Source organism: Delftia sp. Lp-1, from assembly GCF_020523835.1.
In the GTDB taxonomy this organism is placed as follows: domain Bacteria; phylum Pseudomonadota; class Gammaproteobacteria; order Burkholderiales; family Burkholderiaceae_C; genus Comamonas; species Comamonas acidovorans.
Genome location: NZ_JAJALJ010000003.1, coordinates 62,377 through 84,563, shown reverse-complemented (window position 1 = coordinate 84,563; position 22,187 = coordinate 62,377). Strand labels below are relative to the sequence as shown.

18 protein-coding genes are annotated in these 22,187 nt (G+C 67.4%); 13 read left to right on the top strand and 5 right to left on the bottom strand.

The annotated features are described in order from the left end of the window. The first annotated feature begins 17 nt into the window (after nucleotides 1–17). Nucleotides 18–2,543, top strand: a complete 2,526-nt coding sequence (locus LGR64_RS21380; RefSeq protein ID WP_141830986.1) for a sensor histidine kinase — start codon at nucleotides 18–20, stop codon at nucleotides 2,541–2,543. Between the two features lie 38 nt (nucleotides 2,544–2,581). Here the strand turns inward: LGR64_RS21380 and LGR64_RS21375 are convergent, their stop codons facing one another. Both LGR64_RS21375 and LGR64_RS21370 read right to left on the bottom strand, forming a co-directional pair. After that, nucleotides 2,582–5,185, bottom strand: a complete 2,604-nt coding sequence (locus LGR64_RS21375; protein WP_230356912.1) for a putative bifunctional diguanylate cyclase/phosphodiesterase — start codon at nucleotides 5,183–5,185, stop codon at nucleotides 2,582–2,584. Nucleotides 5,186–5,428: 243 nt separating this feature from the next. Then, entirely contained in the window at nucleotides 5,429–6,343 is a 915-nt protein-coding gene (locus LGR64_RS21370; protein ID WP_034389598.1) for a LysR substrate-binding domain-containing protein, read from the bottom strand. Between the two features lie 183 nt (nucleotides 6,344–6,526). On the opposite strand from LGR64_RS21370, the gene LGR64_RS21365 reads away from it, so the two are divergent. From LGR64_RS21365 to LGR64_RS21340, 6 genes are all read left to right on the top strand, one after another. Further along, nucleotides 6,527–7,276 carry an SDR family NAD(P)-dependent oxidoreductase gene (locus tag LGR64_RS21365; RefSeq protein WP_013804706.1) on the top strand — a complete coding sequence of 250 codons (750 nt, stop codon included), beginning with the start codon at nucleotides 6,527–6,529 and terminating at the stop codon, nucleotides 7,274–7,276. Nucleotides 7,277–7,347: 71 nt separating this feature from the next. Further along, a complete protein-coding gene (locus LGR64_RS21360; protein ID WP_096914584.1) occupies nucleotides 7,348–8,349 on the top strand; it encodes a TRAP transporter substrate-binding protein in 1,002 nt (333 codons plus the stop codon). Nucleotides 8,350–8,366: 17 nt separating this feature from the next. Further along, nucleotides 8,367–8,921: a TRAP transporter small permease gene (locus LGR64_RS21355; RefSeq protein WP_230356910.1), complete on the top strand. Its 555-nt coding sequence runs from the start codon at nucleotides 8,367–8,369 to the stop codon at nucleotides 8,919–8,921. Nucleotides 8,922–8,934: 13 nt separating this feature from the next. Beyond that, on the top strand, nucleotides 8,935–10,194 hold the full coding sequence (locus LGR64_RS21350; protein ID WP_017406354.1) for a TRAP transporter large permease: 1,260 nt from the start codon (nucleotides 8,935–8,937) through the stop codon (nucleotides 10,192–10,194). A 33-nt stretch (nucleotides 10,195–10,227) separates the two neighbouring features. Continuing rightward, on the top strand, nucleotides 10,228–11,091 hold the full coding sequence (locus LGR64_RS21345) for a transketolase (RefSeq protein ID WP_230356909.1): 864 nt from the start codon (nucleotides 10,228–10,230) through the stop codon (nucleotides 11,089–11,091). After that, entirely contained in the window at nucleotides 11,088–12,095 is a 1,008-nt protein-coding gene (locus tag LGR64_RS21340) for a transketolase family protein (RefSeq protein ID WP_123694638.1), read from the top strand. The genes LGR64_RS21345 and LGR64_RS21340 overlap by 4 nt, the downstream gene beginning before the upstream one ends. 58 nt (nucleotides 12,096–12,153) lie before the next feature. On the opposite strand, the gene LGR64_RS21335 is transcribed toward LGR64_RS21340, so the two are convergent. Together LGR64_RS21335 and LGR64_RS21330 are read right to left on the bottom strand one after the other, a co-directional pair. Further along, a complete protein-coding gene (locus tag LGR64_RS21335; RefSeq protein WP_230356907.1) occupies nucleotides 12,154–12,840 on the bottom strand; it encodes a winged helix-turn-helix domain-containing protein in 687 nt (228 codons plus the stop codon). 33 nt (nucleotides 12,841–12,873) lie between these two features. Continuing rightward, nucleotides 12,874–14,583: a hypothetical protein gene (locus LGR64_RS21330; RefSeq protein ID WP_230356905.1), complete on the bottom strand. Its 1,710-nt coding sequence runs from the start codon at nucleotides 14,581–14,583 to the stop codon at nucleotides 12,874–12,876. Nucleotides 14,584–14,774: 191 nt separating this feature from the next. Between LGR64_RS21330 and LGR64_RS21325 the strand changes: the two genes are divergently transcribed. Beyond that, a complete protein-coding gene (locus LGR64_RS21325) occupies nucleotides 14,775–15,821 on the top strand; it encodes a porin (protein ID WP_230356902.1) in 1,047 nt (348 codons plus the stop codon). 198 nt (nucleotides 15,822–16,019) lie between these two features. After that, on the top strand, nucleotides 16,020–16,307 hold the full coding sequence (locus LGR64_RS21320; protein ID WP_224986389.1) for a CzcE family metal-binding protein: 288 nt from the start codon (nucleotides 16,020–16,022) through the stop codon (nucleotides 16,305–16,307). Nucleotides 16,308–16,375: 68 nt separating this feature from the next. On the opposite strand, the gene rpe is transcribed toward LGR64_RS21320, so the two are convergent. Next, on the bottom strand, nucleotides 16,376–17,059 hold the full coding sequence (rpe, locus tag LGR64_RS21315) for a ribulose-phosphate 3-epimerase (RefSeq protein WP_012202654.1): 684 nt from the start codon (nucleotides 17,057–17,059) through the stop codon (nucleotides 16,376–16,378). A gap of 116 nt (nucleotides 17,060–17,175) precedes the next feature. On the opposite strand from rpe, the gene apaG reads away from it, so the two are divergent. The 4 genes from apaG (at nucleotide 17,176) to LGR64_RS21295 (ending at nucleotide 22,178) form a co-directional block, all read left to right on the top strand. Further along, nucleotides 17,176–17,583, top strand: coding sequence for a Co2+/Mg2+ efflux protein ApaG (apaG, locus tag LGR64_RS21310; RefSeq protein WP_034389582.1), 408 nt, complete (start codon nucleotides 17,176–17,178; stop codon nucleotides 17,581–17,583). Between the two features lie 52 nt (nucleotides 17,584–17,635). Continuing rightward, nucleotides 17,636–19,603 (top strand): site-specific recombinase, encoded by a 1,968-nt coding sequence (locus LGR64_RS21305; RefSeq protein ID WP_230356901.1) that lies wholly within the window; start codon nucleotides 17,636–17,638, stop codon nucleotides 19,601–19,603. A 198-nt stretch (nucleotides 19,604–19,801) separates the two neighbouring features. Further along, nucleotides 19,802–21,064: a cation:proton antiporter gene (locus LGR64_RS21300; RefSeq protein ID WP_034389577.1), complete on the top strand. Its 1,263-nt coding sequence runs from the start codon at nucleotides 19,802–19,804 to the stop codon at nucleotides 21,062–21,064. Further along, a complete protein-coding gene (locus tag LGR64_RS21295) occupies nucleotides 21,054–22,178 on the top strand; it encodes a YbdK family carboxylate-amine ligase (RefSeq protein ID WP_013804717.1) in 1,125 nt (374 codons plus the stop codon). The genes LGR64_RS21300 and LGR64_RS21295 overlap by 11 nt, the downstream gene beginning before the upstream one ends. Nucleotides 22,179–22,187: the final 9 nt, after the last annotated feature.

Sequence of the window (22,187 nt, the reverse complement as noted above, 5' to 3'; positions counted from 1 at the left end):
CGCAGGAGTCCATCACCATGCCGCACAGAGCCGCCATGCATCGCTTCCTGGGGGCCAGGCGCAGCGCCCACATCAAAGCCTTGATCCTGAGCTTTGCGCTGTGCGTGCTGGCGGGGCTTGTGCTCTTCATCTGGGGCCAACTGCACACCCAGGCCGAGCAAAGCAGATCCCAGGCCGCATTGCTCAGCCGTGTACTGGAAGATCAGACCGGCAAGACCTTCGAGACCGGCGATGTCGCCCTGGCGAGCCTGGCCCACAATCCGGTCATCCTGTCCGCCGACAGCCCGCGCGCCGCGCGCGAGGCGGCCATGGCGCAAGTGGTCGCCCAACTGCCGGTTCTGCGTAGCATGGCGCTGCTCGATGGCCAGGGCCACATCCTGGCGAGCACGCAGGCGGGCGAAGCCGGCCTGCAGATCGAGGTGCAGCAGTTGCTGCCGGACAATGCATCGGCTCCGGTCCTGGGCAAGGTGCAACTGGGACGCCTTGTCAGCGGCCGCAGCCTCTCTTCCCTGACATTGGCCCCACATGCAATACCGCGGGGCGTCCACTACCTGCCCCAGATCCTGGCCTTCGAAAACGACAGCGGCGCACCCGCCGTGCTGGTGGGCCTGATCAATCCCGATGCCGTGGCCAACTTCTACCAGGCCACGCTGGAAACCCTCAGCTACGAGGCGGTGCTGCTGAGCTACGACGGCCAACCGCTGGCCAGCACGAACGCAGGCGGGGGCGTACAAACGGCCTCTGCACGCAAGACCCCCATCTTCCAGAAATGGCTGCCAGGCAGCGAATTCGGCTCCTACATTGGCGCCGGCCTGCTCGGCCCCCATGAGATCGTGTCCTTTCGCACGGTCCGCAACTGGCCCTTGCTGCTGGTGGTGGAGGAGCCCTACGCGGCGGTGATCGCGCGCTGGCGTGACGATGCCTTCGCCTTCTTCGTTGCCGGACTTGCACTTCTTGCCCTGGTGCTCGGCCTGAGCGCGTCGGTGCTCAAGACCCGCAGGGTGCAGAAGTCGGCACAGCAGGCCATGGAAAAGGCCCAGGCGCGCATAGCCCGCAGCGAGCATGAGATGGCCGTGCTCATGCGCAGCGTGCAGGAGCTGATCTTCCGGACCGACAGCCACGGCCGGCTGACCTTCGTGAACGCCCGCTGGGAGCAGTGGACCGGGCAGCCCAGCGTCGAGGCGGTAGGGCAGCCGCTGGAGGGCATCGTGCATGAAGCCTGCAGGCCCCAGATCCAGGCACTGCTCGACCCCCAGGCCAAGCTGGCCCTGCGCAACTGCCAGGCGCGCTTTCGCCTTCCCGACGAAAGGGAAATACTCTGCGACATCGCCGTGGTTCCCCTGCTGCGCGAGGGCCGGCTGGTGGGCTTTGCCGGCAGCGCCGTGGACGTGACCGCCCGCTGGAAGGCCCAGCAGGAGCTGCAGACCCAGCTGGCCTTCCAGCACCTGCTGTTCGAGACCACGCCCCTGCCCATGCTGGTCACGAACGCGGGCCAGCGCGTGGCCCTGGTGAACAAGGCCTGGGAAGACTTCTTTGGTAGGTGCCGCTACGCCGTGCTTGGCCATGAGGTCGAGGGCCTGCACTCTGGCGACCATGACCTGCTGCAGATGCACGGCAATGAGGATGTGATGCGTTCAGGCCAGCCCATGGTGCTGGAGGCCCGGCTGCCCCATGTGGACGGCAGCTACCGCGACGTGCAGATCTCCAAGGCGGCAGTCAAGGATGCCCAGGGCCAGATCACCGGCGTGCTCAGCATTTTTGTGGACGTGAGCGAATTCCGCGCGGCCGAGCATGCCATCCACGAAGCCCGCGACGCGGCCGAAGAGGCCTTCCGCGTGAAATCGGAATTCGTGGCCAACATGAGTCACGAGCTGCGCACCCCGCTGCAGTCCATCATGGGCTTTGCCGAGCTGGGCGGCCTGCGCTCTCTCGGCAATGCCGCGATGGCAGACATGTTCAACGACATCCATGCAGCCGGCCAGCGCATGCTGGCCCTGGTCAACGACCTGCTGGATGTCGCCAAGCTGGAAAGCGCCGTGGGAACCATCCACCTGGAACGCACCGACCTCAGAAGCCTGATCCGGCCCGTGGTCCGCGAGCTGGAGCCGCAGCAGCAGCACAAGCTCATCGACCTGCGGCTGGAGCTCGACGACACGCCGCTGATCGCCAAGGCCGACCCCGTGCGCTTTCAGCAGGTGGTGCGCAATGTGCTGGCCAATGCCATCAAGTTCTCGCCCATCGGCGGGCGCATCGATGTGCAGGGCCGCATCGACGGACAGGGCGACATCTGCATTGCCGTCTCCGACCAGGGACCGGGCATTCCGCCGCAGGAACTGGACAAGATCTTCCAGCCCTTCGTGCAGTCCAGCAAGACCAAGGACGGCTCGGGCGGCACGGGCCTGGGCCTGGCCATCTGCCGCAAGATCATCGACACCATGGACGGCACCGTCGTCGCCAGCAACGGCCCCGCGGGAGGGGCCCTGTTCTGCATCACCTTGCCCACCCGCAATGCCATGGAAACCCGTCCAGCCGAGTTGACATAGCCGGCACTGGCACTGGCACCGGCGCCGGGACGCGAAGCTCAGGCCTCGGACGGCATATGCCGCCCATGCGCCAGCCAGTTGTCCCCGGCCTGCCAGCGCGCGGCCCAGGCGGGCAGCTGGTCGGCGGGCATGGGCCGGGCGATGCCATAGCCCTGGGCCACGTGGCAGCCCATGTCGCGCAGGCGGCGCGCATGCTTGGGCGTTTCCACGCCTTCGGCCACCGATTCGAGCTGGAAGGTGCTGGCCAGCTGGATGACGCCTTCGACGATGCCCAGGTCGTCCGGGTCGGCGAGCATGTCGCGCACAAAGCTCTGGTCGATCTTGAGCGACTGCACGGGCAGCTTGCGCAGGTAGGTAAGCGAGGAGTAGCCGGTGCCGAAGTCGTCCAGCGCAAAGCGTATGCCCAGCTGCCGGCACTGGCTCATCACCTGGATGGCCTGCTCCATGTCGGCAATGGCGGCGCTTTCCAGGATTTCCAGTTCGATCAGGTGCGGCGGCAGGTCCGGGTGGCGGGCCAGCACCTGGGCCATCTTGGCGTGGAAACCGCCGTCCAGCAGCTGGTTGGCGCTGACGTTGATGCTCACGCACAGGTCCAGGCCCTGGCCGAACCAGCGCGCCGCCTGGGCCACGGCATCGCCGATGACCCAGTCGCCCAGCGGCCGCTCCAGGTCGCTGCCCGCCACGAAGGGCAGGAACTCGCCCGGCGCGCGCAGGCCCTGGCGCGGGTCGTGCCAGCGCAGCAGGGCCTCGGCGCCCACCAGCTTGCCGCCGCCCAGCTCCACCTTGGGCTGGTAGTGCAGCAGGAATTCGCCCTTCTCCAGCGCCTGGCGCAGCCAGCCCAGCTGCAGGCGGCGCGCATGGGCCTTGCGGTCGTTTTCCGGATCGAACAGCTGGTAGCGGTTGCGCCCGGCCTGCTTGGCCACGCACATGGCCTGGTCGGCATGGCGCAGCAGCAGGTCGGGGTCGGCCTGGTCGTCGGGGTAGAGGCTGACACCCACGCTGGCGGTCACGGACAGCACCCGGTCCTGCACGGGCACGGGACGGCTGGCCGCCTCCAGCACCCGGTCGAGGATGGTGGAGCAGTGCTCGGCCGAGCCGATGTGCGACAGCAGCAGCACGAACTCGTCGCCGCCGAGCCGGGCCAGCGTGTCCTCGGAGCGCAGCACGCTCTTGAGGTGGGCGGCCACGCCCACCAGCAGCGCATCGCCCGCGGCCGCGCCGTGCAGGTCGTTGATTTCCTTGAAGCCGTCCAGGTCCAGGAAGCACACGGCCAGGGAGCGGCCCTCGCGCGCCGTGCGCAGCATGGCCTGGTTGAGCCGGTCGATCAGCAGGCGGCGGTTGGGCAGGCCGGTGAGCAGGTCGTAGTGGGTGACGCGCTCGAGCTCGGCCTCGTGCGCCTTGATGTGGCTGATGTCGGTGAAGACGCCGATGTAGTGCTCGATCTCGCCACCGGCGCCCTGCGCGGCGGAGATGGACAGCATCTCGGCGAAGATCTCGCCCGTCTTGCGGCGGTTCCAGATCTCGCCGTGCCAGAAGCCGTCGCGCTCGATGCAGGCCCAGATCTGCCGGTAGAACTCCGGCCCGTGCAGGCCCGAGGACAGCACGCGCGGTGTCTTGCCGATCACGTCCTCGGGCGCATAGCCGGTGATGCGGGTGAAGGCGGGGTTGACGCGCGTGATGAGCCGCCCCGGATCGACCACCATGATGCCCTGGTGGCTGCTGTCGAACACCACGGCGGCCTGGGCCAGCTCGCGCTCGAAGCGCTTGCGCTCGGTAATGTCCCGGGAGATGCCGAACAGGCCCGCGATGTGGCCTGCGGTGTTGCGCACCGGGCCCTTGGTGACCAGGAGGTCCAGCGTCCTGCCCGGCTCCACCGTCAGTTGCTCCTCATGCGTGGCCACCTCCTGGCGCAGCACATCCCGGTCCTTCCTGCGGATGGCGCTGGCGATGCCGAAGGGAAAGAGCGCGAAGTCGTCCTTGCCCACGATGTCCTCGGCCTGCCGGCCCACCAGGCTGGCGGCGGCCCGGTTGACCAGCAGGTAGCGCCCGCGCAGATCCTTCACGAAGACGGCGTCCGAGGTGCCCGAGATCACCGAGTCCAGCAATTGCCGCTGCATGTTGGCCTTGCGCAGCGAGCGCTGCAGCGTCTCGGCCAGCACGCTCACGGCCAGGCCGTTGACGGCCACCACGCCCCACTGCGCCCAGTCGCGCACGGCGACGCCGTCGGTCTGGTCCAGGCTGTAGGCCGCAAAGGCCGTGGCCAGCAGGCCCGGCCCCAGGCCGCCGATCAGCGCACTGACCAGCACGGGCAGCATGAACAGCAGCAGCAGCGAGCGTTCACCGAAATGGCTGGCCAGCGTGCTGCTGGCGGCCAGCACGGCCAGGCTCATGGCCAGGGCAAACAGATAGGAGGCCCAGACCGGAAAACGGCGTGGCCCCATTTCCTGTGCGATGGCGGAGGCGCCAATGTTCTGCCCGGCCGGCACCGAGCACAGCGCGAAGAACAGCAGGAAGTCCGTGGCCAGCACAAAGAACAGCCCTTTGACGACGGAAAGCCAGCCGATATCCGCACTCCCTGCCAATGCGAACAACAGCTTGTCGGACAGAAGGATCCAGCCGAATGCGAACAATCCGTAGCTCACCGTGATCAGTCCGATAAATCGGCGTCTTGCTGATTTGGCCATTTCAGCGTGGCACTCCCTGTGTGTATGGCTGTCCCGAATTATTGCCAATCCCTGCTGGCAATCACGTCGTCATTCACCGAAAACAGGGGCAATAAAACCATTTACCGCACACTGGCTCATTCATAGAGAAATTGCATCGCAGGTTTTTCGCAATGGATGCAGGAATATCCGTCCTGCCCTTTTTCAGGGCTGGCGGCCAACTCAGTCCGGGCTTTGGCGGCAGGGCTGCTGCTCGGTGCGGGCAGCCTCGGCATGCAGCCAGGCCAGGAAGGCCGCCACGGCGGGCCGCCGGGCGTTGCGCGCGGGGTAGACGGCAAAGTGGGCCTTGACGCGCAGGGCCCGGTCCACGCCGAAGGGGGCCACCAACCGGCCGTCGGCAATGTGGCCGCCCGCATTCATGGCGCTTTCCAGCGCCACACCCAGGCCCTGCGTGGCCGCGTCCAGCGACATCTGGGCGCGGTCGAAACGCACGGCAAAGCGCTCTGGCGCGCGCAGCTGCGAGAACGACTGGAACCAGTCCGACCACTGGACGATGCTGACGTTGCTCTGGATCAGCGGCACATGCAGCAACTGCTGCACGCGCTGCAGCCCATGCTCGGCCACGAAGGCGGGGCTGGCCAGCGGCAGGATGTGCTCCTCGAACAGGGGCTCCACCTCCAGCTCCGGCCACTGCGCAATGCCGTAGCGGATGTCGATATCGGCCTGGCCCAGCGCGAAGTCGCTGTGCGAATGCGCAGCCGACAGGTTCAGCGCAATGTGCGGGCAGGCCCGCGCAAAGTCCCGCAGCCGGGGCATGAGCCAGAGGCTGGCGATGCTGGGCGCGCAGTGCACGTACAGGCTGTTGCTCATGCTGTGGCGCAGGTCCTCGGTCGCCGAGACGATGGCCGCCAGCGCGCCGCCGACGCGCTCCAGGTAGGCCTGCCCCGGGCGGCTCAGGCGCACGCCATGCGCGCTGCGCTCGAACAGGCGCACGCCCAGCTGCGCCTCCAGCTTGGCCACCTGGTGGCTGACGGCCGAGGCCGTCAGGTGCAGCTCGGAAGCGGCCAGCGCGAAGCTGCGCCGGCGCGCCACGGCCTCGAAGGCCTGCAGGTGGGCACTGCTGGGAATGGATGCCATGGCAAGTTCCTCGAAGACGCGGGCAGCTCACGGGCAGACACCGGGGGACACCCGGAAGACCCCGGGAGACCCCGTACGTGAGCTGAAGAACCGTCATCTTAGGCTGATGAAACATCGTTTGTCTTCATGCTCATGACAGCCCAAGATGGCTGCATCCACCACCACTACAGCGGAGACAGGCACATGCTGCTCAAGGACAGGGTCGCCATCATCACCGGCGGCGCAGGGATCAACGGACTCGGTTTTGCCACGGCGCGCCAGATGGCCGCCCAGGGGGCCCGCGTGGCCATCCTCGACCTGGAGCGGGCCGATCCGGCCGGCGCGGCCGCGCGGCTGGGCGACGGGCACCTGGGGCTGGTGGCCGACGTGACGGACAAGCCCTCGTGCGAGGCGGCGGCCGCCGCCGTGCTGCGCGCCTTTGGCCGCATCGACGCGCTGGTCAACAACGCGGGCATCACGCAGGCCGTGGGCACGCTGGAGATCGGCGGGGCCGACTACGACCGCGTGCTCGACGTGAGCCTGCGCGGCACGCTGTACATGTCCCAGGCCGTGCTGCCGGCCATGCGCAGGCAGCAAGCGGGCGCCATCGTCTGCATCTCCTCCGTCTCGGCGCAGCGCGGCGGCGGCATCTTCGGCGGGCCGCACTATTCGGCCGCCAAGGCCGGCGTGCTGGGCCTGGCCCGCGCCATGGCGCGCGAGTTCGGCGGCGATGGCATACGCATCAACTGCGTCACGCCGGGCCTGATCGAGACCGATATCACCCAGGGCAAGCTCGGCCCCGAACGCAAGCGCGAGATCTCCGCCACGATTCCGCTGGCACGCCTGGGCCGCGCCGACGATGTGGCCGGCGCCTGCGTGTTCCTGGCCAGCGACCTGGCTGGCTATTGCACGGGCATCACGCTCGATGTGAACGGCGGGATGCTCATCCACTGACTGCATCACCCGCACCCCACCGGCCTGGCCATGGCGCGCATGGCCCCCCAAAAAGCAAAGGAGACAAGACCATGCAGAACAAGCATTTCCAACGCGCTGCCCTGGCCGCAAGGGCCTTGGCAGCCTGCGCCCTGCTGCTGCCGGCACTGGCCGGCGCCCAGGCCGTGAAGCTCACGCTGGGCCACGGCGCGGCGCCCGACAATCCGCGCCACCTGGCCTCGCTGAAGTTCGCCGAACTAGTGAAGGCACGCAGCGCGGGCCGTATCGAGGTGCAGGTCGCCCCCTCGGCCCAGTTGGGCGACGACGCGGCCATGGTCACGGCCCTGCGCACGGGCGCGCTGGACCTGTCGGCCAATTCCCAGGGCGCGGTGGCAGCGGCCGTGCCCGAGTACGCGGCCTATGGCATGCCGTTTCTGTTCGCCACGCCGGCCCGTGCCTTCCAGGTGCTGGACGGGCCGCTGGGCCGGGAGCTGGCCGACAAATCGGCCGCCAAGGGCATGGTGGTGCTGGGCTACTGGGACAACGGCATACGCCACATGACCAACAGCAAGCGGCCCCTGCGCAGCGTGGACGATCTCAAGGGCCTGAAGATGCGCACGCCGCCCGACGCGGTGCTGGTGGACATCGTCCAGGCCCTGGGCGCCGAGGCCCAGCAGATCAAGTTCGCCGAGCTGTACGTGGCCCTTCAGCAGGGCGTGGTCGACGGCCAGGAGAACCCGCTGGCCAACTTCCACGCCAGCAAGCTGTACGAGGTGCAAAAGCACCTGACGCTGACGGGCCACATGTTCCAGATGACGCCGCTGATCATGGGCAAGCGCAGCTGGGACCGGCTGCCGGCCGCCGACCGCACGCTGCTGACCGAGGCCGCGCAGGAGGCCACGGCCTACCAGCGCCAGCTGGCGCGCGAGGCCGACGACAAGCTGCTGGACGACATCCGCGCCAAGGGCGTGGAGGTCAGCACCATCGACGCGCGGGCCTTCGCCCAGGCCACGGCCAAGGTGCAGGACAAGTGGCTGGCCAGCCCTGCGGGCCCCTATATCGCCAAGGTCGTCAAGGCCGCAGGCGCGCAGTGAAGCGCAGGGAGCCATCCATGAACCTCATCGAACGCCTGGTCACGGGCCTGTGCCGCGCCGTGCTGTGGACCAGCACCCTGGTGATCTTCGTGATCCTGGTGTGCAACACCGCGCTGCGCTATGCCAGCGGCGCCAGCCTGCAATGGGCCAACGAGGTGCCCGAGCTGCTGTTTCCCTGGCTGGTGATGTCGGGCGTGGTGCTGGCCGCCGCCCATGGTGCCCACATCACCACCAGCTTTCTGGTCGAGGCGCTGCCGGCCCGCGTGCAGCGCGCCACGGCCGTGATGGGCTGGCTGGCCGTGGCCGCCCTGTACGCCACGCTGGCTTGGTCCACGCTGAACATGCTGGAGATCGTGCATGACGAGCGCAGCCAGATCCTGGGCATTCCCGGCTCGCTGACCTATGGCTGCGTGATGGTGGGCATGGCGCTGCTGGCCTTGCTGGCCCTGCAGTCGGCCTGGCGCGCCTGCGTGGCGGGCGGGGACCGGGCATCCGCAGGGGCTGCAGATGCGGCCGATGCCCCAAGTGCCGATGCCGAACCCGCGCGGCCCGTGGCCGCCGTGCACTGGTGAAGGGGGCAGGTCCATGTCCTTCATCATGCTTTTCGTCTTCATGGCGGGCGCCGTGATCGCCATGCCCATTGCCCACGCGCTGCTCATGGGCGCCATGGCGGCGGCCGCCACCTCGGACCGCGTGCCGCTGGACCTGCTGGTGCAGCAGATGGTGGCCCAGGTGCAGAGCTTTCCGCTGATCGCCATTCCGTTCTTCATGCTCACCGGCTCGCTGATGATGGGCGGGCGCCTGGGCGAGGCCCTGGTGGGCGTGCTGTCGGCGCTGATAGGGCGCTTTCACGGCGGGCCGGCCCAGGTGGGGGTGATGTCGTCCACGCTGTTCGGCGGGGTGTCGGGCTCGGCCGTGGCCGATGCCTCGGCCATCGGCTCGCTGATGATCCCGTGGCACAGGCGGCTGGGCTATCCGCCCGCGTTCTCGGCGGCCACGCTGGCGGCGGCGGCCACTATCGACATCCTGATCCCGCCGTCGATCCCCATGATCCTGTTCGCGCTCAGCGCCAATGCCTCGATTGCGGCGCTGTTCGTGGCGGGCATCGTGCCGGGGCTGCTGATGTGTGCGGGCTTCATGGGCGTGTGCTGGTGGGTGGGCCGCAGGCGCGGCTTTCCGCGCGACACCACGCCCTTTGCCTGGCCCGCCTTCCGGCGCCACCTGCTGTACGCCAGCCCGGCCCTGCTGCTGCCGGTGCTGATCATCGTGTTCCTGCGCTTCGGCATCGCCACGCCCACCGAGGTGGCCGTGCTGTCCACGCTGTATGCGGGCCTGGTGTCGGCCGCCATCTACCGCGACCTGGGCTGGCGCCGGCTCAACGATGCGGTGGTGCATGCGGGCCTGGCCACGGGCGTGGTGCTGCTGGTGATCATGGCCTCGTCGGCCATCGGCTGGCTGCTGACCTTCGACCGCATGCCCGACGGCATCGTGCAGTGGGTGCAGTCGCATGTGCATTCGGCCTGGCTGGTGATCGTGCTGATGAACCTGCTGATGCTCTTCATCGGCATGTTCATCGACCTGCCGGCCGCCGTGCTGCTGCTCACGCCGGTGTTCGTGCCGCTGGCCCAGAGCATCGGCATGGACATGACCCAGCTGGGAATCATGATGGTCGTGAACCTGGCCCTGGGTCTGTACACGCCGCCCGTGGGCACGACGCTGTTCATCACGAGCTCGCTGGCCCGGGTCAAGGTGGGCCAGACCGTGCGCGAGCTGATTCCCTTCTACCTGGTGGCGCTGGCGGTGCTGGCGCTGGTGTCCTATGTGCCGGCCAGCATCCTGCGCTGAGCCGCGTGCCCTTCCATCCCGAGGAGACGATGCATGAACCAAGAACCACTGCAACAGCGCCTGGACCGGCTCGCGGCCTGTGCCTGGCGCATACGCCGCCGCGCCCTGCAAATGGGCGAGGTGCAGGGCCAGGGCTACATAGGCCAGGCCCTGGGCTGGGCCGATGTGCTGGCCGTGGCCTATGGCGACGCGCTGCGGCTGCGGCCCGATGAGCCCGGGTGGGAGGGCCGCGACCGCTTTCTGCTCTCGCACGGCCACTACGCCATCGCCTTCTACGCGGCCCTGGCCGAGGCGGGCATCCTGTCCGACGAGGAGCTCCAGACCTATGGCAGCGATGACAGCCGCCTGCCCATGTCGGGCATGGCCAGCTATACGCCGGGCATGGAGATTTCGGGCGGCTCGCTGGGCCAGGGCCTGCCGATCGCCGTGGGCATGGCGCTGGCACTGCGCCACAAGGGCAGCGATGCCTTTGTCTACAACTCCATGTCCGACGGCGAGCTGGACGAGGGCTCGACCTGGGAAGCCGCGCTGTCCGCCGCCCACCACGGGCTGGGCCGGCTGATCTGCCTGGTGGACGTGAACAACCAGCAGGCCGATGGCCCCTCCACGCGCATGCTGGGCTTCGAGCCGCTGGCCGACAAATGGGCCGCCTTCGGCTGGCATGTGCAGCGCGTGGACGGCAACGATCTGGTCCAGGTGGTCCAGGCCTTCGACACGGCGCGGGCGCTGGCCGAGGACCGGCCCCGCGTCATCCTCTGCGACACGCTGATGGGCAAGGGCGTGCCCTTCCTGGAGCAGCGCGAGAAGAACCATTTCATCCGCGTCGATCCGCCCGAGTGGCAGCAGGCCATCGCCATCCTGGACGCATCGCAACCCCTGGAGCCCGCCCTGCCATGAACATGCCTCTTGCCACCCCCAAGCCCCGGCCGACCACCTCGGCCATGATCGCCTCCATCGCGGCCGAGGGCCAGCGCGTGCAGGCCGCGCCTTTCGGCAAGGCCCTGGTGGAGCTGGCCGCCAGCCGGCCCGATGTGGTGGGCATGACGGCCGACCTGGCCAAGTACACCGACCTGCACCTGTTCGCCCAGGCCCACCCCGAGCGCTTCTTCCAGATGGGCATGGCCGAGCAGCTGCTGATGGCCGCCGCCGGCGGCATGGCCAAGGAGGGGCTGACGCCCTTTGCCACCACCTATGCCGTCTTCGGCACGCGCCGGGCCTATGACTTCATCCACCAGGTGATTGCCGAGGAAAACCTGGACGTCAAGATCTGCTGCGCCCTGCCCGGCCTGACCACGGGCTACGGCCCCAGCCACCAGGCCACGGACGATCTGGCCATGATGCGGGCCGTGCCGGGGCTGACCATCGTCGATCCCTGCGATGCGCTGGACATCACCCAGGCCGTGCCCCAGATCGCGGCGCACCGCGGCCCCGTCTACATGCGGCTGCTGCGCGGCAACGTGCCGCTGGTGCTGGACGAGTACGACTACCGTTTCGAGCTGGGCAAGGCGAAGATGCTGCGCGAGGGCCGCGAGGTGCTCATCATCTCCAGCGGCTTCATGACCATGCGCGCGCTGGAGGCCGCACAGTTGCTGGCCGCCGACAACGTGGGCACCGCCGTGCTGCATTGCGCCACCATCAAGCCGCTGGATGTGCAGGCCATCGTGCAAGCCGTGGCCAGCGGGCCGCGCCTGGTGGTGGTGGCGGAGAACCATTCGGTGGTGGGCGGCCTGGGCGAGGCCGTGGCCGGCGCCCTGCTGGAGCGCGATGTGCGGCCCGCGCGCTTTCGGCTGGCGGGCCTGCCGGACGCCTTCCTCGACGCGGGCGCCCTGCCCACGCTGCATGAGCGCTACGGCATCAGTGCCCAGGCGCTGGCGGGGCGCATCCGGCAGTGGCTGGACTGAACGCCCGGCGTTGTGGCAGCGGGCGCTCCAGAGCAGAGCAGGGCAGTGCAGATGAGGGCTACTTGGCGGGATCCCCATCGCGCAACGCCAGCAGGTAGCCCATGCCGCGCACCGTGTGCAGCAGCTTGACCGCATAGGGATCATCGAGCTTGCTGCGCAGCCTGCACACCGCCACATCCACCACGTTGTTGAGGGCATCGACGGGCAGGCTCCAGACCTGCTGCACCAGTTCGGCGCGCGTGACCACATCGCCCTGGCGCTGCAGCAGCAGCCACAGCACGGCGAATTCCTGGCGAGTGAGGTCCAGTCGCCGGCCGGCACGCTCGACCCGCTTTTTCGACAGGTCCAGCACCAGGTCCGCCAATGTCAGGCGCAGACCCTCCTGGCCGGCAGAGCCTCGCATCCGCAGCCGTGCACGGGCCAGGAACACCGGCAACCTGACGGGTTTGACCAGGTAGTCATCGGCCCCGTTCTGCAGGCAGAACACCTGGTCCTCCAGACTGTCGTTTGCGGTGACCACGATGGTGGGCGTGCCGCCCGCCTGGAGCAGGTCCTGCAGGACCGCACGCCCGCTCTGGCCAGGCAGGTCCAGATCCAGCACGAGCAGGCTGTAGGCGCGGCTCAGTGCCAGGTTGCGGCCCTGCAGACCGTCATGCACGACATCGACGTTGAATCCGTCCTGGCACAGGCCCTGGCACAGGTACTGCGCCGACGGCGGGTGGGCATCCACGATCAGGATCTTCATGTCTTTTCCTTCGCACGCGGGCACAGGCGAGGCTCAGGCCAGCACCTGGCGGAGGATCTGCTGCTGCCGCCTGGCCCATTTCGTGCCAATGCGAATGGCATCGCGCTGCTGTGAGGAGGCAGAAGCGAAGAAGACCGTTTCACTGATCTGCAGGCGGTGAAACAGCCGCCGCATCTGCAGGGATCGGGCCCTCAGCGAGCCTTCCGGCGCCAGGGATTCCCCCTGCTGTGCCGAGAACATGGAAGCGGCCTGCTCCAGGCAGCGCTGGGCATCGGGCGTGGTCGCGGGCACGGCACGGGGCTCGCACAGCCGGGCCTTCGCCACCAGGGGGTTGTGGCCCACCACCAGCCCCCAGGGACGCATGGCGGTCGAGGGATTGACCGACAGCGCCTCCAGCTTGGTGAGCCCGAACACGCGCGCCAGGCGCAGGCGCATGGCCAGCAGCGGTGCATCTGGCTGTACGGCCTCGATGGCCGCGAGGGCCTCCTCCTCGTTGTCACCGCCCACAGGCAGCAGCAAGGAACGCAGCAGCAGCCCGGCCAGCACGTCCCCCTTGGCCGCTGCAGCATGGAGCAGGGCCACGCCCTGTTCCATGGGTTCGATGTGCGTGGCATCACGCAGCACCAGCGCACCCAGGCGGCGCTCGGCCTCGGGCAGCCCGTGACGTGCCGCCTTCTCCAGGCAAAAGCGTGCCAGGGTGGGATTGGCCACCGAGCTGCGGTAGTCGGAGCAGATGCGGAACAGGTGCAGCCAGGCGGTGACGATGCCGCCATCGGCAGCGCGCAGCAGCAGGGCTGCGGCCTTGCGCAGGTTCTGCGCATTCACGAGGTTTTCGGGAGCCAGGTGTGCACAGGGCAGCCCCGAGAGCGCCCGTCCAAGCACGTGGCAGGCGCGGACGTCTCCATTGGCGGCGCACCGGTCCAGGCTGGCTTCGATCCAGCCCACGGTCAGCCGTCCCAGGCCATGGCCCGCCACCTCCGCCTGGTGGACCAGGTCGGCAATCAGCTGCTGCATGACCGGGCCATGAGCGGCATGAGGCAGGTCGCGCAGGAGCTCCAGCATCCGCACGGCGCGGTGCGACTGGCCCTTGGCCATGGCCTGCCGGGCCTCGCAGGCCATGACTTCGGCAATGTCCAGCGGCTGTATGGCGCGCAGGATCTGCAACGCCTGCAGCAGCTCGCCGGATGTATGCGCAGACACGCTGCTTGCCAGATGGCTTGGCAGGGCGGCGCTGCACTTGCCAAGGCACTCCAGAGCCAGATCGAGCTCCCCCCGGATGAGATGCCATGCGGCAAGCTTCTGGCGCCCGACATCCTCATACTCCGCCGCGATCCTCAGGGTCTCCAGCAGCCCGTGCTCCAGCAACTCCCTGAGCGGCAGATGCAAGGCTATGCAGACCGAGGCCTGGCGCCTGGCCTGAGGCAGTGCGGCCTGCAGATACTCCAACCCCACCGGGATGCTCCTGGAAACGCCGGGGCCCCCGGTCAGATACGCCTCCCCGAGCTGAAGCCTGGCGCCCGTGTCCCCTCGCCTGGCCAGCATCCTCAGCTTGACATCCTCGCGCCGCATTTTTCTATCCCCTCCTATCTTGCGATACCCGCTCACAGCCGTATCAACAACCCGATACGAATTGATTTTTTCTTCTTTACCGGATTCAACCCACGGGATGCTATCAATCTCCAGAATCCATCTACCCAACAGAAAAGTGACATTCAAGACATATTGAAGAAAGATAACTGCCATGAATGGAATTGCAATCCATTGGTGTTGGCCGGACGGAACATGTTGAGCCCAAAAAACCTGTGATTGGCTTGCCACCCCCCGTCAATTCCTTTTCAAGGCTCCTGGTGCCGGCCTGTGAATTCTAGTATTTACAACAGCATCCGTTTGGAAATGGATGCGCATGGAATCCACATTCAATACAAGGACCAGGCATGAAATTCAATCGTATATTGGCGGCCGCACTGCCCGTCATTTCGCTGGCGGCCAGCGCGCAGTCATCCATCACCCTGTTCGGCATCGTTGACGTCAATGGGCGCTACGTGAAGAACAGCGATCTGCCCAGCAACATGACCATGAACAACAGCGGGCTGTCATCGGGCCGGTTTGGCTTTCGCGGCACCGAGGATCTGGGCGGCGGATTGAGGGCCGAGTTCTGGCTGGAGTCAGACCTCTATGCCGACACCGGCACGACAAACGCCAATGGCAAGTTCTTCCAGCGCCGCTCCACGGTGAGCTTGGCGGGCGGCTTCGGCGAGCTGCGCCTGGGCCGCGATTTCACGCCGGCTGCGCAAAATCCCACCAAGTTCGACCCGTTCAACGTGATCGGCCTGGCAAACTCCAACATCATCAGCCGCCTGCCCGGCACCTTCTCGAACTACTACCGCAGCGACAACGCCATCCAGTACTTCACTCCCAAATGGAGCGGCTTCCAGGCAGAAGTGATGTATGCCCTGGACGAAGACCCCGTGAGCAGCGCCGGCCGCCATTTCGGCAGCCGCCTGACCTACGACAACGGCCCTCTGAACCTGGCGCTCACCTATGGCTCGACCGATGTGAACGCTGCGGGCACCAAGCTCAAGCAATACGGCGCAGGCGCCTCCTACGATTTCGGCTTTGCCAAGCTGATGGGGTATTTCCAGCGCGAGGACCTGCCCTATGGCACCTATGGAACCCGCATCGCGGGCTCCGAGGACCGCTGGCAGGTCGGCCTTACCGTGCCCGTGGGGGCGAACTACATCCGCGCCTCCTATGTGCGCACCGATTCGCGCCGTGGGCCGCTGGCCTTCAATGGCAGCGATGCCAACAGGTATGCGATCGGCTATGTGCACAACCTGTCGCGGCGCACGGCGCTGTACGGAACCCTTGCACGCGTGACCAACAAGGGCGGGGCCAATTTCAGCCTCAATGGCGGCACCACCGGATTGGCTGCGGGCGGCAGCTCCACAGGCGCTGAACTCGGCATGCGCCATAGTTTCTGAAGATTGCCACGCATTTGCGGCAATATGGCTGAGATGTCATCCGGCTGCCCGGATATATAGAAGCCGATGACTCTACAGTCTCCGCCATGGACTGAATACAGTTCATGGCGGATTTCATGAATCCGCCCATGTATCCGCCCTATTTCGGAGGCATATTCAATGAAATCCATATTCATATTGGGCACCGCAGCAATCGTCATGGCTGCATTGCCGGCCCATGCGGAACGCTTTGCAAACGGCAAATCCTATTACGGATCGCCCGCGCCTGCGGGCGTCTACCGTACTGTCGATCTATCGCAGAAAGCGCCCATCAATATCGCCTGCGGCGAAACCGTGAATTTCACCAGCCAGGGCCGCACATTCGCGTGGAAGGTCAGCTCCATCCAGCACAACCATGTCCCGGTGGCGCGCTTTGCGCCGCCCGGTTTCGACACGCAGGGCAAGAGCATCTTCGTCATGCCCGGAGAGCATGAGCTGGGCGGCTGAAAGCGCCGTTGGCAACAAAAAGGGCCCGCAATTCGCGGGCCATTTTTTTGCTGGAGGCAGGCCGAAGCTCAGGCCGCCAGGGCGCCGCGCATGGCGTCGATCACGGCCTTGTAGTCAGGCTTGCCGAAGATGGCGCTGCCCGCCACGAAGGTGTCGGCACCGGCATCGGCCACGCGGCGGATGTTGGTTTCCTTGATGCCGCCGTCCACTTCCAGGCGGATGTCGCGGCCGCTGGCCTCGATGCGCTTGCGCGCGGCCTCGATCTTGCGCAGCGTGCTGTCGATGAAGCTCTGGCCGCCGAAGCCGGGGTTCACGCTCATCAGCAAGATGAGGTCGATGTCGTCGATGACCCAGTCCAGCACGTCCAGCGGGGCGGCGGGGTTGAACACCAGGCCGGGCTTGGCGCCCTGGGCGCGGATGTTCTGGATGCTGCGGTGCACGTGGGCCGTGGCATCGGGGTGGAAGCTGATGTAGTCGGCGCCGGCCTTGGCGAAGGCCGTGGCCAGTTCGTCCACGGGCGAGACCATCAGGTGCACGTCGATGGGCACGGGCTGGCCGTCGGGCGTCTTCGCATGGGGCTTCAGGGCCTCGCAGATCATGGGACCGAACGTGAGGTTGGGCACGTAGTGGTTGTCCATCACGTCGAAGTGGATCCAGTCGGCGCCGGAGGCGATCACATTCTTGACCTCGTCACCCAGACGGGCGAAGTCGGCAGACAGGATGGAGGGGGCGATGCGGTAGGTGGGGCTCATGGCCTGCGATTGTCGCAGCTAGCCCATGCCGGCACCAGCGACGGCACAAAGCCATGGGCGGCGGCGCGTGGGGACGTTCGCAAGCCGGTACATTGCGGGCAGTTACCATTGCCGCCATGCCCATGAACGAGTTCCAGGTCCAGGTCCGCCCCGCCTTTTTGCCAGAGCAATCCGCTCCAGCGGCGGGCGTATACGCCTTCTCCTACACGATCACCGTGACCAATACCGGCCAGGTGCCGGGCCAGTTGATCGCGCGCCACTGGATCATCACCAACGAACTGGGCCATGTCGAAGAGGTCAAGGGCCTGGGGGTGATCGGCCGCCAGCCGCTGCTGCAGCCTGGCGAGACCTTCGAGTACACCAGCGGCTGCCAGCTGCGCACGCCCAACGGCAGCATGCAGGGCAGCTATCTGTGCATCAGCCACGAGGGCGAGGTCTTCGAGTGCAGCATTCCGCGATTCCAGCTGATATCCGGTGCCGGCGGCGACAGCTTTCCAGACCCTGACAACCGCGTGCTGCACTGAGCGCGTTCCTCGGGGGAGGCGCTAGTCTTCCGCCCTGCCGCAAGACCCCTACATGAAGCGAATCACCCAAGACCTGCCCGGCCTTCTGGCCGCACTCGACCCCGAGGCCGACCTCGCGCACCGCCATATCTGGCTGATCCACCTGCTGGAGTGGGTGCGCGCGCCCAAGCCGTCGGTGGACGGCGCCGTGCAGCGTGTGCAGTTGCTGGTGGAGGCCGTGGAGGCCGACCCGGCCGTGCGCCAGCGCCTGCATGCCTGGTGGCTGCGCTTTATCGACACCGTGGACATCACGGCGCTGCTGGCCGATTTCGGCTTTGCGCCGCGCACCAACATGTTCAGCGAGCTGTCCGAGCGCGCACGCTACAAGCTGCTGCCCAGCACGCCCGAGACGGTGGATGCCTCCGAGCTGTTCATGCTGGCCATGCCCGACGAATTCGACGCGCGCTGGCTGCACGCGCTGGAGGCGCCGCTGCTCGAACGCATCGCACTGCTGCTGACCGATGGCAGCGAGGGCCAGGGCAGCAGCTTCTGGCAGAACAGCCTGCTGGGCTCCATCACCTATTGCACGGGGCAGATCCTGTCCACGGGCTTCTCGCCCGAACTGCGCCTGCGCATGGACGAGCAGGCGCGCGACGACCAGCCCTTCCACGCCCTGATCCACGACGCCGAAAGCCTGCGCGTGGAGGTGATGCACGCGCTGCGCACCAATGACCGGCGCGATGCGGCCGAGGCCCGGCTGCGCGAGCGCCTGGATGCCTGCCGCGCGGCCGTGACATCGGTCTACACACATTTCGAGTCCGAAGGGATTTCGGTGGGCCTGGTGTTCCGCCTGCGCCAGCTGCGCGCGCGCATTTTGCGCGTGCGCCGCCTGCTGGACTGCCTTGTGGCCGACAACCGCGCCACCGAGACGGCCGACCTGCTGGCCAACCTGGTGTCCGTGGGCATTGAGCGGCGCAGCCTGCGCGCGCTGCTGTCCACCAACACCTCGCTGCTGGCGGCCAAGGTGGCCGAGCGCAGCGCCGAGACGGGCGAGCACTACATCACGCGCACCGGCCGCGAATACCTGTCCATGGCGACCAAGGCCGCTGGCGGCGGCTTTGTGATGGCCTTCACCACGCTGCTGAAGTTCGCGCTCTACGCGCTGGGGCTGTCGGCGTTCTGGGGCGGGCTGGCGGCGGGCATCAACTACTCCATCAGCTTTGTGCTGATCCAGCTGCTGCACTTCACGGTGGCGACCAAGCAGCCGGCCATGACGGCACCGGCCATGGCCGCCAAGCTCAAGGACCTGCGCGCCAGCGAGGCCATCGAGGAGTTCGTGGACGAGGTCGCCCACCTGGTGCGCTCGCAGGTGGCGGCCGTGCTGGGCAACGTGCTGGTGGTGCTGCCCATGGTGCTGCTGCTGTCGCTGGGCTATGCCCAGCTGTTCGGCCACACGCCCATCGACGGGCCGCATGCGATTGCCGTGCTCGACTCGTTGAGCCTGCTGGGCCTGTCGCCGCTGTTCGCGGCCTTCACGGGCGTGCTGCTGTTCGCCAGCAGCCTGATCGCGGGCTGGGCGGAGAACTGGTTCGTGCTGCGCCGGCTGGACTCGGTGATCCGCTACAACCCCGGCATCACGCGCTGGCTGGGCGCCAAGCGCGCCGACCGCTGGGCGCATTTCTGGCGCAAGAACATTTCGGGCTTTGCCGCCAACGTCTCGCTGGGCATGATGCTGGGCCTGGTGCCCGCATTCGCTGCCTTCTTCGGCCTGGGGCTGGAGGTGCGCCACGTCACGCTGTCGGCAGGCCAGATCGGTGCCGCCATGGCGGCCCTGGGCTGGCAGGTGCTGCACTCCGACATGTTCTGGTGGGCGGTTGCCCTACTGCCGATCAATGGCGCGTTGAATGTCACTGTCAGCTTTTATCTGGCATTCCGCGTTGCGATGAGGGCACACAATGTCAGCGGAGTCGACCGCTCGCGCATCTATTCGGCCATCCGCCGCCGTCTGCGCACAGCGCCGCTGAGTTTCTTCCGCCCCTGAGCCTGCGGGACCTCGGGAACCACGCGGAACCCACGTGCTGGCGTGCCCGCCCGGCCTTGCAGCCCGGCAGTCACGCCAGTGGATCGCCAACGAAGTGTCCCCGTGCCAAGCGCACGGGACGCGGGCTTGCCCGCGCCGCAGGGAAGGCCCTGCGGAGCTTCGCTTGCGGGCCACTGGCTCGCGCAAAGGACCTCGCTTATGAATGACATGCTGAGCTTCTGGGAACCGTGGCTGCGGCCATCGGCCGGGTTGGCCACGGTGCAATGGTCCCTGCTGCTGGCCGTGGCCACCATGGTGGGTTACGCCTGCCAGCGCCATGCGGCCCTGCCCAAGGTGGTCGGCTATTCGCTGGTGGGCGGCATTGCCGGGCTGATCGGCTTTGGCGCCAACACCGCCTGGCCGCTGCAGGGCACAGGATTGTTCCTGCTGGAGCTGGGCGTGGCCATCGTGCTGTTCGAATGCGGCGGGCGCATCACGCTGCGCTGGTTCCGCCACAACCCCATGGTGCTGGTGCAAAGCGTGGCCGAATCCGCGTTGACCTATGTGCTGGTCTCCCTGGTGCTGCGCTGGCTGGGCGTGGCCCCCGAAGTGGCCGGGCCGCTGGCCCTGGTGGCCATGGCGGCCTCGCCCCTGGTGCTGACGCGCGTGGTGGCCGACATGCGTGCCGCAGGCGCCGTGACCGATCGCGGCCTGGTGCTGGCCACCCTGTCCACGCTGTATGCGCTGGCCCTGGGCAGCGCCAAGGCGGGCATGCTGACGCAGCCCAAGGCGGGCTTCGTGGCCTCGATCATGCCGGTGCTGGTGGTGCTGGGCGTCTCGGTGGCCGTGGCCCTGGTGCTGGCCGTGCTGATGCGCCTGGCGCTGCGCTTCATGAGCCCGGCCAGCGAGAACACCTCCATCCTCTTTCTCACCCTGATCTCGGCCAGCGTGCCCGTGGCCTCGTACCTGGGCGGCTCGGCGCCGCTGGCGGCGCTGCTGGGCGGCATCCTGCTCAAGCAGTTCAACCCGCGCCCCTGGGCCTGGCCCCGCCAGCTGGGCACGGCGGCCTCGCTGCTGACCATGCTGATGTTCGTGCTGGTCTCCACCGTGGCCGCACAGGCCGACTGGAGCGCGCCGGTGGCCGGCGTGGTGGGCGCCGTGATCCTGGCACGCCTGGTCGCCAAGACCATGGGCGTGGCCGTGGGCAATGTGGGCACGGGCGCCAACTGGCGTCAGGCCTTCTGGGTGGGCTGCGCCATGGCGCCCATGTCGTCGGTGGCGCTTTTGATCGCCTCGCAGTTCGTGGCCGCCGCGCCCGAGCTGGGCGCGCAGATCGCAGGCGTGGCCCTGCCCACCATTTTGGTGATGGAGGTGCTGGGCGCCGCCCTGGCCACCGTGGCCATCTACCGCTCCGGCGAAAGCTCCCGTCCCTGGAAGCCGCTGAGCCGCACGAATACTGCAGGAGATGAACGTGAGTCTTGAAGCCTTCAACTCGTCCGAACCGCTGACCCTGGGCGTGGAGCTGGAACTGCAGCTGGTCAACACCCACGACTACGACCTGGCCCCCTACGCCGAGGACATGCTGCGCCTCATGCTCAAGAACCCGCTGCCCGGCAGCGTGGTGCCCGAGATGACGAACAGCATGATCGAGATCTCCACCAGCGTCTGCCATTCGGCCTCCGAGGTGCTGGGCCAGCTCAGCCAGATCCGCGATGCGCTGGTCAAAAGCGCCGACAAGCTCAACATCGCCGTGGTGGGCGGCGGCACCCACCCCTTCCAGCAGTGGCATGAGCGGCGTATCTACGACAAGCCGCGCTTCCAGGAGCTGTCGCAGCTGTACGGCTACCTGTCCAAGCAGTTCACCATCTTCGGCCAGCACGTTCACATCGGCTGCCCCGACGCCGACGCGGCCCTGCTCATGCTGCACCGCATGTCGCGCTACATCCCGCACTTCATTGCGCTGTCGGCCTCCAGCCCCTATGTGCAGGGCCATGACACGGCCTTCGACTCGGCGCGGCTGAACTCGGTGTTCGCCTTTCCGCTGTCGGGCCGCGCGCCCTGCGTGCTGCACTGGAGCGAGTTCGAGCAGTACTTCGACAAGATGACGCGCACGGGCGTGGTCAAGAGCATGAAGGACTTCTACTGGGACATCCGGCCCAAGCCCGAGTTCGGCACCATCGAGATCCGCGTGTTCGACACGCCGCTGACGATCGAGCGGGCAGCCGCCCTGTCCGGCTATGTGCAGGCGCTGGCCGCCTGGTTCATGGACACCCAGCCCTTCACGCCCGTGGAGGACGACTACCTGGTCTACACCTACAACCGCTTCCAGGCCTGCCGCTTCGGCCTGGAAGCCGTCTACGTGGACCCGGCCACGGGCGAGCACATGCCGCTGGCCGACCACATCCTCAAGACCATGGATGCCGTGGCCGACTACGCGGCCCGCCATGGCGCGGCGCCCGCCCTGCATCTGCTGCGCAGCGACGTGGCCGCCGGCAGCAACGATGCCCGCTGGCTGCGCGAGCGCCAGCGCAGCGAGCAGCTGCTGGCCGAGGTCTCGCGCCAGGCGGCCATGCGCTTTCGCGGCCAGGCCGTCTGAGGCCTGCGT